General features: G+C 51.1%; 11 protein-coding genes and 1 pseudogene. 3 read left to right on the plus strand and 9 right to left on the minus strand.

Annotation, left to right across the window (positions count from 1 at the left end):
* Positions 1 to 19: 19 nt before the first annotated feature.
* Together RSJ68_11280 and RSJ68_11285 are read right to left on the minus strand one after the other, a co-directional pair.
* Positions 20 to 1,105: a hypothetical protein gene (locus tag RSJ68_11280; GenBank protein WNU96972.1), complete on the minus strand. Its 1,086-nt coding sequence runs from the start codon at positions 1,103 to 1,105 to the stop codon at positions 20 to 22.
* A complete protein-coding gene (locus RSJ68_11285) occupies positions 1,089 to 1,367 on the minus strand; it encodes a helix-turn-helix transcriptional regulator (GenBank protein ID WNU96973.1) in 279 nt (92 codons plus the stop codon). The genes RSJ68_11280 and RSJ68_11285 overlap by 17 nt, the downstream gene beginning before the upstream one ends.
* Before the next feature lie 62 nt (positions 1,368 to 1,429).
* Here RSJ68_11285 and dcm point away from each other — a divergent pair, with 62 nt between their 5' ends.
* Positions 1,430 to 2,473: a DNA (cytosine-5-)-methyltransferase gene (dcm, locus tag RSJ68_11290; GenBank protein ID WNU96974.1), complete on the plus strand. Its 1,044-nt coding sequence runs from the start codon at positions 1,430 to 1,432 to the stop codon at positions 2,471 to 2,473.
* Here dcm and hrpA read toward each other — a convergent pair whose 3' ends face one another.
* The 5 genes from hrpA to RSJ68_11315 all read right to left on the minus strand — a co-directional run bounded on the left by hrpA (position 2,474) and on the right by RSJ68_11315 (position 10,688).
* Positions 2,474 to 6,898: an ATP-dependent RNA helicase HrpA gene (gene hrpA / locus RSJ68_11295; GenBank protein ID WNU96975.1), complete on the minus strand. Its 4,425-nt coding sequence runs from the start codon at positions 6,896 to 6,898 to the stop codon at positions 2,474 to 2,476. It lies immediately after the preceding gene.
* Between the two features lie 554 nt (positions 6,899 to 7,452).
* Positions 7,453 to 9,240 carry a phosphoenolpyruvate--protein phosphotransferase gene (ptsP, locus tag RSJ68_11300; protein ID WNU96976.1) on the minus strand — a complete coding sequence of 596 codons (1,788 nt, stop codon included), beginning with the start codon at positions 9,238 to 9,240 and terminating at the stop codon, positions 7,453 to 7,455.
* Complete coding sequence (locus RSJ68_11305) at positions 9,240 to 9,509, minus strand: HPr family phosphocarrier protein (protein ID WNU96977.1); 270 nt, start codon at positions 9,507 to 9,509, stop codon at positions 9,240 to 9,242. Before RSJ68_11305 ends, ptsP begins: the two co-directional genes overlap by 1 nt.
* A 47-nt stretch (positions 9,510 to 9,556) precedes the next feature.
* Positions 9,557 to 9,994, minus strand: a complete 438-nt coding sequence (locus tag RSJ68_11310; protein ID WNU96978.1) for a PTS sugar transporter subunit IIA — start codon at positions 9,992 to 9,994, stop codon at positions 9,557 to 9,559.
* 130 nt (positions 9,995 to 10,124) lie between these two features.
* On the minus strand, positions 10,125 to 10,688 hold the full coding sequence (locus RSJ68_11315; GenBank protein ID WNU96979.1) for a hypoxanthine-guanine phosphoribosyltransferase: 564 nt from the start codon (positions 10,686 to 10,688) through the stop codon (positions 10,125 to 10,127).
* A 342-nt stretch (positions 10,689 to 11,030) separates the two neighbouring features.
* Between RSJ68_11315 and pyk the strand changes: the two genes are divergently transcribed.
* Positions 11,031 to 12,503, plus strand: coding sequence for a pyruvate kinase (pyk, locus tag RSJ68_11320; protein ID WNU96980.1), 1,473 nt, complete (start codon positions 11,031 to 11,033; stop codon positions 12,501 to 12,503).
* A 138-nt stretch (positions 12,504 to 12,641) separates the two neighbouring features.
* On the opposite strand, the gene RSJ68_11325 is transcribed toward pyk, so the two are convergent.
* Complete coding sequence (locus tag RSJ68_11325; GenBank protein WNU96981.1) at positions 12,642 to 13,280, minus strand: hypothetical protein; 639 nt, start codon at positions 13,278 to 13,280, stop codon at positions 12,642 to 12,644.
* Positions 13,281 to 13,503: 223 nt separating this feature from the next.
* Here RSJ68_11325 and RSJ68_11330 point away from each other — a divergent pair, with 223 nt between their 5' ends.
* A complete protein-coding gene (locus RSJ68_11330; GenBank protein WNU96982.1) occupies positions 13,504 to 14,031 on the plus strand; it encodes a hypothetical protein in 528 nt (175 codons plus the stop codon).
* A 91-nt stretch (positions 14,032 to 14,122) separates the two neighbouring features.
* Here the strand turns inward: RSJ68_11330 and RSJ68_11335 are convergent.
* Positions 14,123 to 14,268 (minus strand): annotated as a pseudogene (locus RSJ68_11335) (IS5/IS1182 family transposase).
* Positions 14,269 to 14,391: the final 123 nt, after the last annotated feature.

Below are 14,391 nucleotides of genomic sequence, written 5' to 3' on the forward strand. Positions count from 1 at the left end.
AGTAGTTTAAAGCATTGATTTAATTAAATAGCTTATTCCACGCAGCTTTTGTTGTTAGTGGTCTATTTCGGTCTAACATGAAAGAAGTTAGATCTTCTAGTAATCGATTCAGTTGATATGTACTGAGAATCGATAAAGAACTTTGAATCCAAGAGCGAATATCTACAAAATTAAATATAAAGCCCTTATAGTGGAAGACCCCATTTTCAAAGTTTGATAATTCATTGACATCTTTGGGTATATTGCAGATAAAATAAATCTGAATATTACAAATATTGTTTATGTGAGATGTGGATTGTATGCAATCATCTAGTCGTTTTAAATCAATTTTTTTAACTGTTACCTCATATAAACTTAATATTTCATTATCTTTCTCAATCCATACATCAGCAGGTTTTTTAGAAGTAGTATTTGTACCAAATACGCTTTCATTTCCACCCATTACATGAATTTGGCTGTTTTCATAAATATATTTCAATATACTTGAAACTACAAATTGCGGTATCGCCCCTGATTCTGGAGTTGAAATAACAAAGCTAGATAAATTATAAGCAAAATTTTGATTCAAATTTTCTTTATTAGGTGTATATATTGGAAATGATTGAATTTCCTTTGCATATTGAGATAGCCTGAAAAAGAAAAATGAAACTATTTTTTGATATGTAAAGGTATTATATTTGTTAGAATTAAGAACTTTTAAAAAATCAACAACTGCATTGGCAGCAGAAGCTGGGCGTTTACCTAAAGCCCAATTGTTATCTAGGATGTTAGTATTTTTTGCAACATTTAGTGGATCAGATTTGCCACATGGTATGCTATTATCAACAAATGCATAAAAAACGCCATGTTCAAAAATTGAACGAGGGTTGCAAGCATAAAAATTATTTTCTGGGTCATAAGTTATATCAAGATATATTCCAGCAATAGCCGTTGCAACGATACCCCTGAAGCCCATTGCCTTTGATTTGATTAAATTATCAAGAATAATAGCTATATTTTCGTAATTTTCTAAACAGGTAAAATCATTTTCAGATAAAGAATTAGAAATTTTTAGTTGTTGATCAATGTATATTTTGACTTTAGCATTCCTAGCTTGAGTATTCATGTTCATTATCTTTTATAAAAAAATTTTCAATGGCAATTCTTAGTTTTGAGTTCTTTGAGACGCGGTAAATTTTTAAAAGCTTTTTAAGCTCCAGCACATCAAGTCGGCGTTCTTTATTCTCAATTTTTGAAATATCGGTCTGACGAAGCCCTAATTGCTCAGCAACTTCTGCTTGAGAAAGGTCGAGCCGCTTTCTTTCTGATGCTAAAATATCAATTAATTCAATGTACTCTGGTGAGTATATGGTTTTGGATTTACTCATGATAGACAAATTGTTCTTTATTATTTAAAATATTCAAAATTGGAATATTTTAAGGGTGTAATATGAGAGCTATTTCTCTTTTTAGTGGTGCTGGCGGTATGGATATAGGAATGACACAGGCAGGGTTTCAGGTTGTTGCTGCTAATGAATTAGATAAGGACGCTTGTAATACATATAGACTTAATAATCCAGAAATTAATCTATATCAGGGAGATATAGAGGAGCAAAAAATTGAACTATATAAATATTCGAATAAAAATATAGGAGTAGTATTTGGTGGGCCTCCATGCCAAGGTTTTTCTGTAGCTGGAAAAATGGATTTAAATGATCCGCGCTCCAAGTTAATTTTTTCATTTGTAGACATTGTAGAAAAAATCCAACCAAAAGCATTTATTATGGAGAATGTCAAGTCTTTGGCAACATTGGATAAATTTAAAGATGTTCGGCATGAGTTGTACATAAAATCAAAAAATGCTGGATATAATATTTTTTGTATTATTTTAAATTCAAAAGATTTTGGTGTTCCTCAATCAAGGGAAAGAGCTTTTTTTATTGGATTTAAGGATATAAACATTGAGATAAGTATAAATGATTTTTTTGACTATTATGAAAAGCCTCTTTCATTAAGGGATACTATTAAACATTTAGGTAGGGCAGGGTCAGCAAATAATAAGAGAATTACCAACGCTAAAATCACATTAGCAGAGAAACCTATTTTGCGTAATTCTCCTTATGCTGGAATGCTATTTAATGGGCAAGGTAGGCCACTTAATCCGGATGGATGGTCAAGCACTCTTCCTGCAAGTATGGGAGGAAATAGAACACCGATTATCGATGAGGATCATTTATACGATGATTCACCAAGTTGGGTTGAGGAATATCACCAACAACTATTAACTGGTAATTATCAGCCTACTTACAAAGAAGCACCTTCCCGATTGCGCCGTTTAACCATTGATGAGGCCATTCTGATTCAAACGTTCCCAAAAAATTATAGTTTTACGGGTTCTGCCTCAAAAATTTTTACTCAAATTGGGAATGCTGTTCCCTGTAAGTTGGCAAAGGTTGTGGGATTGGCTGTAAAGCAGAAATTAGAAAATAACTAATCATTTTTGTGAGGTGGATTTGCAGTTTTGTGTAATAACTCCCCACTCCTTCAGCAACCTCTTCACCGACACCGGATACGGTGTCTTCAATTCCTGAGCGAACAGCGACACTCTCAATTCTTCAATCATCCATTTAAACGCGGCGAGGTCGTCTGAAACGGGTTGTCCTTGTTTCACTAAGCTGTCGGTTTTTTCCTGCCACATTTGTTCCAGTTCTTGAATATCGGCTTCGCGGGCTGCGTCGCGGGCGGGGTTGCCGCTGTATTTTTCGAGGCGCAGGGTCATGGCTTTGAGGTAGATGGGGAGGCGCGGCCATTGTGCCCACGGGGTGCGGGTGGCGAAGCCGGCGGCGAGCAGGGTTTGCAGGCGTTGGCGCAGGAGATGGGTGAGCGGGTGTTTGCCGAGTTTGCCGTTCAGTTCGGCGTAGGCGGTGGCGGTTTCCTGCAGGTAGCGGCTGAGGGCTTCTTTGACGGCGGGCAGGCGGCTGCGGGCGCGTTTGATTTGCTCTTTGAAGGCTTTTTCGTTGCGCGGCAGCTCGTCTTCGCCGATAAAGGCGCGGTCGCAGACGGCTTGGGTGAGGTCGTCGCGCAGGGTGTCGGCGTTGATGTGTTTGAGCAGCATGGCGGCTTGGGTAAAGCCTTGGATGCCTTTGTTCAGGTCTTTAACTTGTTCTTTTAGTTGTAGTTTCATGAGTTCAATCACGCCTAATCGGTGGGCTTGTTCGGCGGCGGCAGATGTGTCGAACAGGCGCAGGGCGATGCGGCCGTCTTTTTCTTTTTGCAGGCCGAGGTAGCCGGTAAGCTGTTGTTTGCCGCGGGCGAATTTGATGGATTCGGGCAGGGTGCCGATGTCCCATGCGGTAACGTTGTCGCGCTCGAATTCTTGGGTGTTGTCGCGGAAGGTGGTGGCGGCGGCTTTGCCAAGCTGTTGTTGGATTTGGATTAAATAGCGCCCCATGGCTAATTCTTGTCCGCCGTCGTCGATGATGCGGAGGTTGAAATAGCAGTGTTCGGGCAGCCTGAACGCGGCCCATTCGTCTTGGTTGATTTGCTCCAGTATGCGGATGTCGCCTGCGGTTTTGGCGATGGCTTGGGCGAGTTGGGGCAGGATGGGGGCGTTGCGGTCGGGGTTTTGGCTTAAAAATTGGGTGATGAATTCGGGCACGGGCACGCAGATGCGGCGGATTTGCTTGGGCAGTGCTTTGATTTGTAGCTGGATTTTTTCGCGTATCATGCCGGGCACGAGCCATTCGAGGGCGGCGGGGCTGATGCGGTTGAGCACGGTGAGCGGCAGGGTGAGGGTAACGCCGTCGAGCGGGTGGTGCGGCTCGAAGCGGTAGCTGAGTTTGAATTTGCCGTCTGCGGTTTGCCAGTGTTTGGGGAATTGTTCTTCGGTGATGTGTGCGGCGGCGTGCTGCATGAGGTCGTCGCGGCTGAGGAACAGCAGGCGCGGGTTGTCGCGCTCGGCAGTTTTGAGCCAGGCTTGGAAGGTGCGGATGTCGGCGAGGGGGAGGGGTTTCAGACGGCCTTTTTGAGGTGCAGGCTGCTTTTTGGGTTTGGGGTCGTCTGAAAGTGTTGAAGCTGCGGCACCCCGTTCCTTCTCCTGTGGGAGAGGGCTTGCTGTGGCTGCGGAAAAGTTGGTTTGGGCGGCAACTGTTTTGCCCTCTCCCCGACCCTCCCCCACGGGGGCGGGTTGCTGGGCGTCGTAGGTTGTGTTGTCAAACCCAACGGTTTTTGCGGTTGCGGCGGATGTTGGGTTTTCAACCCAACCTACGGTGTTGCCGTGATTTTCATTTTGGCGCGACCCATTACGCTCGTTTTGGCGAAATTCGCTTCGCTCGTTTTCAGACGACCTTTCGGCTTTGTCAGATTCAATAATCCGTACGGAATCTTCACTTCCCCAAACGCTGCCTTGCGCGTCTTTCCATGCCATTTCGGGCAGCCGTTCGTGATAAAACGCAAACAGCGCTTCATCATCGACCAGTACATCCTGCTTGCGCGATTTGTGTTCGAGTTCGGTAATTTCCTTAATCAGCTTTTTGTTGTGGACAAAAAAGTCCGCTTTCAAGTCGCATTCCTGCGCCACCAGCGCGCTGCGGATAAAGATTTCGCGCGCTTCTTCGGGAGCGATTCTGCCGTAGGACACGGGGCGGCGCGGCAAGACGGTCAGGCCGTAGAGCGTTACCCGTTCGCTGGCGATGACTTCGCCGCGTTTTTGTTCCCAGTGCGGCTCGAAATAGTGGTAGCGGACGAGGTGCGGCGCTTCCTGCTCGATCCATTCGGGCTGGATGGCGGCCACATCGCGGGCATAAAGTTTCGTTGTTTCAACGAGTTCTGCCGCCATCACCCATTTGGGTTTGGCTTTGAACAGGGCGGAGGCGGGGAAAAGGTGGAAGCGGCTGCCGCGTGCGCCGGTGTAGTCGTTGCCGTCGGGCGATTTCATGCCGACGTTGGCGATGAGGCCGGTGAGCAGGGCGCGGTGGATTTGTTCGTAGCCCGCTTCTTTGGCAGCGCGGATTTGGGCGCGGTGTTGTTTCTTATCCAGTTGTTTTTGTTTGAGTTTGGCGGATAGGTCTTGGTCGCCCGCATTTTCAGACGACGTAAGTTGCTTGACTTCGGGAGGTCGTCTGAAAGCCGCTTCCTTGGTGGTCAAACCCATTTCAATCGCGGTTTGGGCAAGCTGGTGGTGCAGCTCGCGCCATTCGCGCATCCGCAGGTGCGACAGGAAATATTGGCGGCACCACTGCACTAACTGCTTGTTGGACAAGCCTTTATCGCGCTCGCGCTGTAAGCTGTCCCAAATGTTCAGGTAGGCAAGGAAATCGGACTGCTTGTCGGTAAAACGCTCGTGCGCCTTGGCAGCGGCATCGCGCGCCTCCAGCGGCCGCTCGCGCGGGTCTTGAATCGACAGCGCGGAGGCAATCACCAATATTTCCGCCATGCAGTCGTGCTTCTTCGCCGCCAACAAAATACGCGCGATTTTCGGGTCGATGGGCAGGCGCGCCATTTGTTCGCCGAGTTTGGTCAGTCCGTTGTGTTCATTAACCGCCCCCAATTCCAACAACACCTGAAACCCGTCATTGATATACCGCGAATCGGGCATTTCCAAAAACGGGAATGCCGCTACGTCGCCCAGTTTCAACGCCGCCATGCGCAGGATGACGGCGGCGAGGTTGCTGCGGACGATTTCGGGGTCGGTGAACTCGGTGCGGCTGTTGAAATCTTCTTCTGAAAACAGTCGGATACACACGCCTGCGGAGACGCGTCCGCAGCGTCCGGAGCGTTGGCGGGCGGCGGCTTGGGAGATTTTTTCGACATGAAGCTGCTCCACTTTCGCCCGTGCGGAATAGCGTTTGACGCGCGCGAGGCCGGTGTCGATGACGTATTTGATGCCTGGCACGGTGAGCGAGGTTTCGGCGACGTTGGTCGCCAACACGATGCGGCGCTTCGCGCCTGAAGGGTGTAAGATTTTGTGCTGCTCGGCGTGCGACAGGCGTGCGAACAGGGGCAGGATTTCGTCGTTGCGGCGCAGCGTGGATTTGCGCAGGGCTTCGGCGGCTTCGCGGATTTCGCGTTCGCCCGGCAGGAACACCAAAATATCGCCTTCGCCGTGTCGCGCCAATTCGTCCGCCGCATCGACAATCGCGTCGGTCAGCTCTACTTCTGCGTCGTCTTCGTCTTTGCTGGTCAGCGGGCGGTAGAGGATTTCGACGGAATAGGTGCGCCCGCTCACTTCCAGCACGGGCGCGCCGTTGAAGTGTTGGGAGAAGCGTTCTGCGTCTATGGTTGCCGAGGTGATGATGATTTTCAAGTCGGGTCGGCGTGGCAGTAGCTGTTTCAGGTAGCCCAGTAGAAAGTCAATGTTCAGGCTGCGTTCGTGCGCTTCGTCGATGATAATTGTGTCGTAGGCGGCGAGATAACGGTCGGTCTGGGTTTCTGCCAGCAGGATGCCGTCGGTCATCAGTTTGACGCAGGCATCGCGCGAGGTGTGGTCGGTAAAGCGCACTTTATAGCCGACCGTGCTGCCGATTTCCGATTTCAATTCTTCGGCAATCCGCTCCGCCACTGAGCGCGCAGCCAAACGGCGCGGCTGGGTATGCCCGATCAAACCCGCCGCCCCGCGCCCGAGTTCCAGACAAATCTTGGGCAACTGCGTGGTTTTGCCCGAACCGGTTTCGCCGCAAATAATCGTTACCTGATTCTCGGCAATGGCTTTTTTGATTTCCTCGAGCTTTTCGTGAACGGGCAGGGTGTTGTCGAATTCGGGTTTGGGCAATGCTGCCAAACGCTTCAAAAAGATTTCGTGCGATTTTCGGTATTTTTCTTCGACTTTGGACAAACCGCCGTATTTGTTGGGATTTTTGAAGGCGGAACGTAGAAAGTGGCGGTCTTTGGAGAGGGTTTGGGAGAAGTCGGGATGGGGCATGGCGTTGGAAAAATTTCAAATAAAACAAAGGGAGTGATTATAGCAAAGGTCGTCTGAAAATTTTCAGACGACCTTTGCCGTTTTGGAAATATAGTGGATTAAATTTAAATAAGGACAAGGCGAAGAAGCCACAGACAGTACAGATAGTACGGCAAGGCGAGGCAACGCAACGCAACGCAACGCAACGCAACGCAACGCAACGCCGTACTGGTTTAAAGTTAATCCACTATATTAAGGATGATCTGCAACGTAAGCCAGAGGCTTGAAACCTTGGCAATCTTTAAATATTTCTTAAAAAGTTGAGGTCTGGATTCCCGCCTGCGCGGGAATGACGGTGCGAGGGATTGGGTTTGGTGCGCGATATAAAAGGCTGGGTAAAGACGGAAATTGAGAGTCTTGAAATTCGATCAATCTTTAAACATTCCTAAAAAGCTAGGTGCGGATTCCTTCCTGCACGGGCATGACGATATGGGGGCTGATTCAGATTCGATAAAAAGGTCGTCTGAAAACCAACTTCGGTTTTCAGACGACCTTTTGGTTTATAGAAAACCTGTTTACGCCTGCGCTATCGGGCTGTCTTCTTCCTGCCGCTCTTCTTCGTGTTCCGCGCTGTTGAGCAATTTCAGCAGCTTTTCGGTCTTTTCCGAATCTTCGCTGCGGAGGATTTTGGCGGTTTCGGTTTCGAGCAGGGCGGTGTTGCTGTGCAGGATGATGTTTTTGACGGGGAGCAGGTTGTTGGGGTTCATGGAGAAACGGCGCAGCCCCATGCCCAGCAGCATCCGCGTGTAGGTGGTGTCGCCTGCCATTTCGCCGCATATGGAGACGCTTTTTTCCATGCGGTTGGCGGTGCGGATGATGTGTTGCAGCATTTTGAGGACGGCGGGGTGACCGGGCTGGTAGAGGTGGCTGACGCTGTCGTCGCCGCGATCGACGGACAAGATGTATTGAATCAGGTCGTTGGTGCCGATGGAGATGAAATCGACGAGTTTGAGGATGCTGCCGACGGTCAGGGCGGCGGACGGGATTTCAATCATGCAGCCGACGCTGACCGTGCCAAAGGTTTCGCCGCGTTCGGCGAGTTGGCGTTGGGCGGTGTCGAGGTGGATAAGGCATTGGCGCACTTCGGACAAGGAGGTAATCATCGGCCACATCATGCGCACGGGGCCGTGGGCGGCGGCGCGGAGGATGGCGCGCATTTGGGTGCGGAACATGACGGGTTCGGCGAGGCACAGGCGGATGCCGGTGAGACCGAGCGCGGGGTTGAGGCTGCCGTTGGGGGTAGAATTTTGACCGAACCAGCGGGGGTTTTTGTCCACGCCCAAATCGACGGTGCGGATGGTGATGCTTTTGCCTTTCATTTTTTTCACAATCGCGCTGTACACTTCGTACTGCTCGTCTTCAGACGGCATGGTGTCGCGGTTGAGATAGAGGAATTCGCTGCGGAAGAGTCCGACGCCGTCTGCGCCGAAATTGTGCAGGGCTTTGATGTCTTCGGCGGATTCGATGTTGGCGAGCAGCTCGATGTTGATGCCGTCGGCGGTGGTGGCGGCGGTTTTTTTGAGCTTGTTGAGTTCGCGCTTGTGGAGGCGGTATTCGCGGGCGAGGCGGCGGTATTCGTTGAGGACGACTTCGTCCGGATCGATGATAAGGACGCCGTTGATGCCGTCGACGATAACGGTTTCGTTTTCGGTAATGAGCCTACGGGCGTTGTGCAGCCCGATGACGGAAGGGATGTCGAGGCTGCGGCCTAAGATGGCGGTGTGGCTGGTCGGGCCGCCGACGTCGGTAACGAAAGCGGTGATGCGCTGCTCTTTGAAGAGGACGGTGTCGGCGGGCGAGAGGTCGTGGGCAATCAGGATGGTGTCTTCAAACAAGCCTTCGTTGAGGTTTAAGTCGTTGCTTTGTCCGACGAGGTTGTTGTGGATGCGGCGGACGACTTGCAGCATGTCTTGTTTGCGTTCGCGCAGGTAGTCGTCTTCGATGCTGTCGAACTGGGCGGCGAGCTTGTCGCTTTGTTGTTTCAACGCCCATTCGGCGTTGATTTTTTGTTCTTTCAAAATATCGACGGGTTCGCGCGAGAGGGTAACGTCGGTCAGCAGCATGAGGTGCAGCGAAATAAACGCGCCCAATTCGGTCGGGGCGTTTTCGGGAATCGCGCTGCGCAACTGTTCCAACTCTTTGCGCGTGGCTTTGATGGCGGCGTCGAAACGGGCGGCTTCGGCGTCGATGAGGTCGTCTGAAACGTCATATTGCGGCACTTCCGCCGTCCCGCGCGTAATCAGGTGGGCTTGTCCGATGGCGATGCCTTTGCCCGCGGCGACACCGTGCAGCACGATACTCATTATTCGCCCTCGCCGAAGTAGTCGTTGATTAAGTCGGTCAATGCCTTCATGGCGGCGACTTCGTCCAAGCCGTCGGTTTCCAGCTCGATGATTGTACCTTTGGCGGCGGCGAGCATCATTAAGCCCATGATGCTTTTGCCATTGACGCGGCTTCCGTTTTTCGTTACCCAGACTTCGCTTTGAAACTGAGAGGCGGTTTGGGTGAATTTGCTGGAAGCGCGGGCGTGGAGTCCGAGTTTGTTGATGATTTCGATTTGTTGTTTTTGCATGTTCGGCTTTCGGGTGTGCGGGGTCGTCTGAGAACGTGTCGGTCGGGTTAGACGGCTTCGGCGTGCTGTTTGCACACTAAATCTTCCGGTTCGGCAGTGATGGCGAAAATGCCTTTGACGGCGGCTTCCCTGACCGTTTCAGTAAAGGCGGCAAGATCTTCCGCCATAGGCGAGTATTGGGTCGCTTTAATCATCATCGGCGCGTTCAGTCCGGTCAGAATGGCGGACTTGCCCGCGCGCACCAGCCTGCGGGCGGCATTGCACGGCGTCGCGCCGAAGATGTCGGTCATAATCAATACGCCGTGGTTTTCAGGAAACTCTTGCAGCGCGGCGATGGCATTGTTGATGATGTCGGTTTGGTCTTCGTCGGGCTCTACGCCGAGGATGCGGATGTTTTCCGGCATTCCCGTCGGAAAGAAATGATGGGTCAGGCTGCGGTAGGCTTCGCCTACTGCCTCGTGGGTAATGATTAAAAGGTTGATCATAATGTGTTCCCTGATGATTTTATTCGGCCGGTGTGGGCGAAGGTATCGTCCGTTCACCCGCCACATAGCGCGATATGGTGGCACAAAGGTCGTCTGAAAAGGTTTTCAGACGACCTTTTTTAACTCGGCATCAGCCTTGGTTGAGCGCGTAAATCTCGCCCAAATTGCGCCAGCAGCCCGCCGCGTCCATACCGTAGCCGAAGACGTAGCGGTTGGGAACATCCAGTCCGACATAATCCGCCTTGGTCGGTTTTTCCTTGTCGATCAACTTGTTGGCAAACACAGCCGCACGGCAGCTTGCCGCCCCCATTTCCAAGAGCTTGGACTGAATCGCCGACATCGTGTGTCCCTCGTCCAAAATATCGTCCAACACGACCACATGACGCCCCCGAATCTGCTCCGGGTCGGGCATCCGTTTCCAGTTGAACGCGCCGCCCGCCAGCTTGTCGCCGTAACGGGAAACATGAACATAATCAAAGTCCAACGGAAAGCGCAACAGCGGCAGCAACTGCCCCGTAAACACCACCGCCCCGCCCATCACAGGCAGCAGGAGCGGATATTTGTCCCCCAAGTCGCGCGTAATCTCGTCCGCCACTTTTTGCAGCGCGGCACGGCATTGGTCTTGGTCGAACAAAAGCTCGGCATTATCAAGCATGGCTTGGGTTTCAAGGCGTTTGGTTTCTAAATCGATCATGGTAAACGGGGAAATCAGTTGGGAAAAAGGAAATTATAAACCCAAAACGGGCTGAGGTCGTCTGAAAGCAGGCTTTAAAGTTGTAGAAGAACAGTTTGTTTTTCCAGAATCTGTATAAGCCTGCCAAATTTAGCCTAAGTCATAAAATCCTGTAATTTTCCACCAATCATTTAACTTTGAGAGTAAAATCCCAAAATATTAATTTGCATCATGATTTACGGCTTGGATGTCTCGACGTAAGTTTTAGATTTACAGTTTCAGACGACGTTGGGACGCTATTTTGTAATTTTCCAACAAAGCCGTATGCCATTTATCAACGGATTGACCGAAAGGACGCTTCACATGAGTAATGCAAAACGCGATGTAACCCGCATCAGCCACAACACCAAAATCGTCGCTACGTTGGGGCCGGGCAGCAACAATGTCCAGTTGTTGGAAGACATGATCCGTGTAGGCGGTCTGAATGTCGTCCGTTTCAATTTCAGCCACGGCACGCCTGAATTCCATCAGGAAAATGCCCGCATCGTGCGTGAAGCGGCAAAACGCGCAGGACAGGAAATCGCCATCCTCGCCGACTTGCAAGGTCCGAAAATCCGTGTCGGCAAAATCGCCGGCGGCAGCATCGAATTGAACAAAGGCGAAACGCTGGTTCTTGATGCCGCGCTCGAAGGCGAAGGCACGCGCGACACGGTCGGTTTGGACTACCGCGACCTGCCTGATGATGTCGTTGCAGGCGATGTTTTGTGGTTGGACGACGGTTTGCTGACTTTGACCGTGGAATCCGTTGAAGGCAGTAAGATTGTTACTAAAGTTGAAAACAGCCATGTGTTGAAAAGCAACAAAGGCATCAATAAACGCGGCGGCGGTTTGTCCGCAGGCGCGTTGACCGAGAAAGACTTCCGCGACCTGAAAACCGCGATTGCCATCGGTTGCGACTACCTCGCCATCAGCTTTGTAAAATCCGCCGAAGATTTGCACACTGCCCGCGCCAAAGTCGAAGAAGAAATGAAAGGCAGCACTGCGGTTCGCCCCGGCTTGGTTTCCAAAATCGAACGTGTGGAAGCGATTGAAAACTTGGACGAAATCATCCTCGCCAGCGACGGTATCATGGTGGCGCGCGGCGACTTGGCGGTCGAAGTCGGACACGCAGCTGTCCCCGCCCTGCAAAAACGCATGATCCGCCGCGCACGCGAATTGCGCCGCTTCAGCATTACGGCAACCCAAATGATGGAATCCATGATCACCAACCCCGTACCGACCCGCGCGGAAGTCAGCGACGTGGCAAACGCAGTATTGGACGGCACCGATGCGGTGATGTGTTCCGCCGAAACCGCCGTCGGCGCGTATCCGTTTGAAACCGTCAGCCAAATGGCGATTATTTGCGCGGCTGCGGAAAAAGAACAAGATTCGCTCAACGGCGTTGCCGAACAGGTCGATTATCCCGAAGCCGTCAGCACCAACTTGGCGATTGCCGGCGGCGCGGTCAGCGTGGCGCGCGCGGTTCACGCCAAAGCCATCGTCGCCCTGACTGAAAGCGGTTCGACCGCCTTCGAAGTCAGCCGCCACAACATCACCTTGCCGATTTTCGCTCTGACCCCGAGCATTTCCGCCCAACGCCGTATGGCGATGTACCGCGGCGTGCGCCCGATGATTCTGGCGACCAGCACCGACCACGATACCGCGCTGAACGAAGTGGAAGCCATGTTGGTCGAACATAAAATCTTAAGCTCCGGCGACCAATACATCATCACCAGCGGTTCGCAAATGCGCGAATCCGGTTCGACCAATACGCTGGAAGTGTTGCGCGTTAAATAATCGACACGCAAACGACAGATAAACAAGAGGTCGTCTGAAAACTTGGAAACGGGTTTTCAGACGACCTTTTCTCAATATGCAGTGTCGTCATGCGGAATGCGGGGCGATGGCTTGCCGGAGCGGGTTATTGCCTCATGTTCAATACAGCAGTTTTTTGCGGGGTATTTCAATTATACCGACCTGTTTCAGCAGGCTGACGTCCAAATCCGTCTGCGAGGTACAGGCATCGCTGAAAACATTTTCACAGTCGGCGTCCACGCGGACGATTCCGCCGAATTCTCCTGCTTTGGCAAGGGTGTGGATGTCGGCGAAAATACCTGCGTAAATTTCGTCTGCCGCCAGCATGTCCGCTCCTTCGGCAAATACCGGCAGCCGTGCCAGCGCGGCGGCGACAGCCGAAGCGGAAGGGTGGTTAGAAATAGCGGTGGCTTTCAGGCGGATGTTTTTCGCCATGCCTTTGCCGTGATTGCGGATAACGAAGGCAATCATGCCGGGTTTGTCTTCTACCGGACGGATGGCGGCATGCAGGACGGGGTGGACGCTTTCACGCTGCATCAGTTTTTCCCGATGCTGCATTTCGCTTTTTGCCTTGATTCTGACCGAGGCGACAGCCCACGCAAGCCAAACCAGCGCGATGGCGCAAAATGCCGTGATGACAGGGGTAAGGTCGGCGAGATAGTCTTGGGGGTTAAACCAGACGCAGGCGGTTAGAAAACCGGCAAAAAACATCAGAATGTATAAAGCCGGTGCAAAACGGCTGAGGACGGATGCGTGCATAAAGATTCCTGTCGGTGGCAGAATAAGGTCGTCTGAAAGCGCTGTGCGGTATTGTCTTAAGACAATATGATTGTAACGTAAACCATATGGTTTAACATGCCCGAATAACGAACGGCATAATCGGAAGAGAGACGGCGGCGCTATTGCCTCCCTCCGCCCGCTGTTTTACCATAAGCCGCATTTCGGTAAAAATGCCGCTACCACTTCCCATCACACAACTGCCATGAAAAAACTGATCACCTCGTTGCCTATTTTCATCGTCTTAGCCGACATGGTTTACGGCTTTGTCCTCAATATCTCGCAAGGGCTTAATTTGCAGCAAAGCACGCCTTCTGACGGAGGGCTTGCCGTTACGCCCGACATTGCGTTCAACAGCCTGCAAATTATTGCCAACGGCGGCATGATGGTTATTATCGGCTTCGGACTGCTGACTCTGCTCCAACTTAACGGTACGGTTTTAAAACGCCGTATCCTGCCCATCGGCATTTTCCGCACGTTGGGGCTGCTGGCGGTATTGGCATTCAGCGTGCCGTCGCTGTGGGAATGGGGCAATGCGCTGATTTCCGCTGCGGCAGGGCATCCCGTGTTCAATTTCGGCAACCCGCGCTATTTGGTCAGCGCATTTTGTATGCCGCTGATTGCCTTATTGTGTCTGAAGCGGCTGTATGATTGGTACAAACTGCACCGTTTGCCGCAAGCGGATACGGTCGTGCCTGCCGCAGCACAGGAACCGGATAAAAAGGTCGTCTGAAAACCCTTTTTCGGTTTTCAGAAGACCGGTTTTCATAGGTTTAGGGAGATAAAGAATATCGGAAAATAGCAAGGGAAAGATACTTAAACCTAATGATATATAGTGGATTAACTTTAAACCAGTACGGCGTTGCCTCGCCTTGCCGTACTATCTGTACTGTCTGCGGTTTCGTCGCCTTGTCCTAATTTAAATTTAATCAACTATATAACGTGAATTTGTGAGATGAGCCCCTCTTTTCCTGATGGCGGGCCGTGCATCGGAGGCTAATCGCGAAATGCAGCAAAACGTTGCCCGCAAAAAATGTTCCAACCTATTGTCCGATTCAAGATTAGATTGATGTGTCTTCAGGCAAGGCCGATG

The sequence above is a fragment of the Neisseria sp. DTU_2020_1000833_1_SI_GRL_NUU_006 genome (assembly GCA_032388755.1).
GTDB classification, from domain to species: Bacteria; Pseudomonadota; Gammaproteobacteria; order Burkholderiales; family Neisseriaceae; genus Neisseria; species Neisseria sicca_C.

Coding starts and splice junctions, on each gene's coding strand:
- RSJ68_11280 (WNU96972.1), bottom strand. CDS start 1,105: ATGAATACTCAAGCTAGGAATGCTAAAGTCAAAATATACATTGATCAA.
- RSJ68_11285 (WNU96973.1), bottom strand. CDS start 1,367: ATGAGTAAATCCAAAACCATATACTCACCAGAGTACATTGAATTAATT.
- dcm (WNU96974.1), top strand. CDS start 1,430: ATGAGAGCTATTTCTCTTTTTAGTGGTGCTGGCGGTATGGATATAGGA.
- hrpA (WNU96975.1), bottom strand. CDS start 6,898: ATGCCCCATCCCGACTTCTCCCAAACCCTCTCCAAAGACCGCCACTTT.
- ptsP (WNU96976.1), bottom strand. CDS start 9,240: ATGAGTATCGTGCTGCACGGTGTCGCCGCGGGCAAAGGCATCGCCATC.
- RSJ68_11305 (WNU96977.1), bottom strand. CDS start 9,509: ATGCAAAAACAACAAATCGAAATCATCAACAAACTCGGACTCCACGCC.
- RSJ68_11310 (WNU96978.1), bottom strand. CDS start 9,994: ATGATCAACCTTTTAATCATTACCCACGAGGCAGTAGGCGAAGCCTAC.
- RSJ68_11315 (WNU96979.1), bottom strand. CDS start 10,688: ATGATCGATTTAGAAACCAAACGCCTTGAAACCCAAGCCATGCTTGAT.
- pyk (WNU96980.1), top strand. CDS start 11,031: ATGAGTAATGCAAAACGCGATGTAACCCGCATCAGCCACAACACCAAA.
- RSJ68_11325 (WNU96981.1), bottom strand. CDS start 13,280: ATGCACGCATCCGTCCTCAGCCGTTTTGCACCGGCTTTATACATTCTG.
- RSJ68_11330 (WNU96982.1), top strand. CDS start 13,504: ATGAAAAAACTGATCACCTCGTTGCCTATTTTCATCGTCTTAGCCGAC.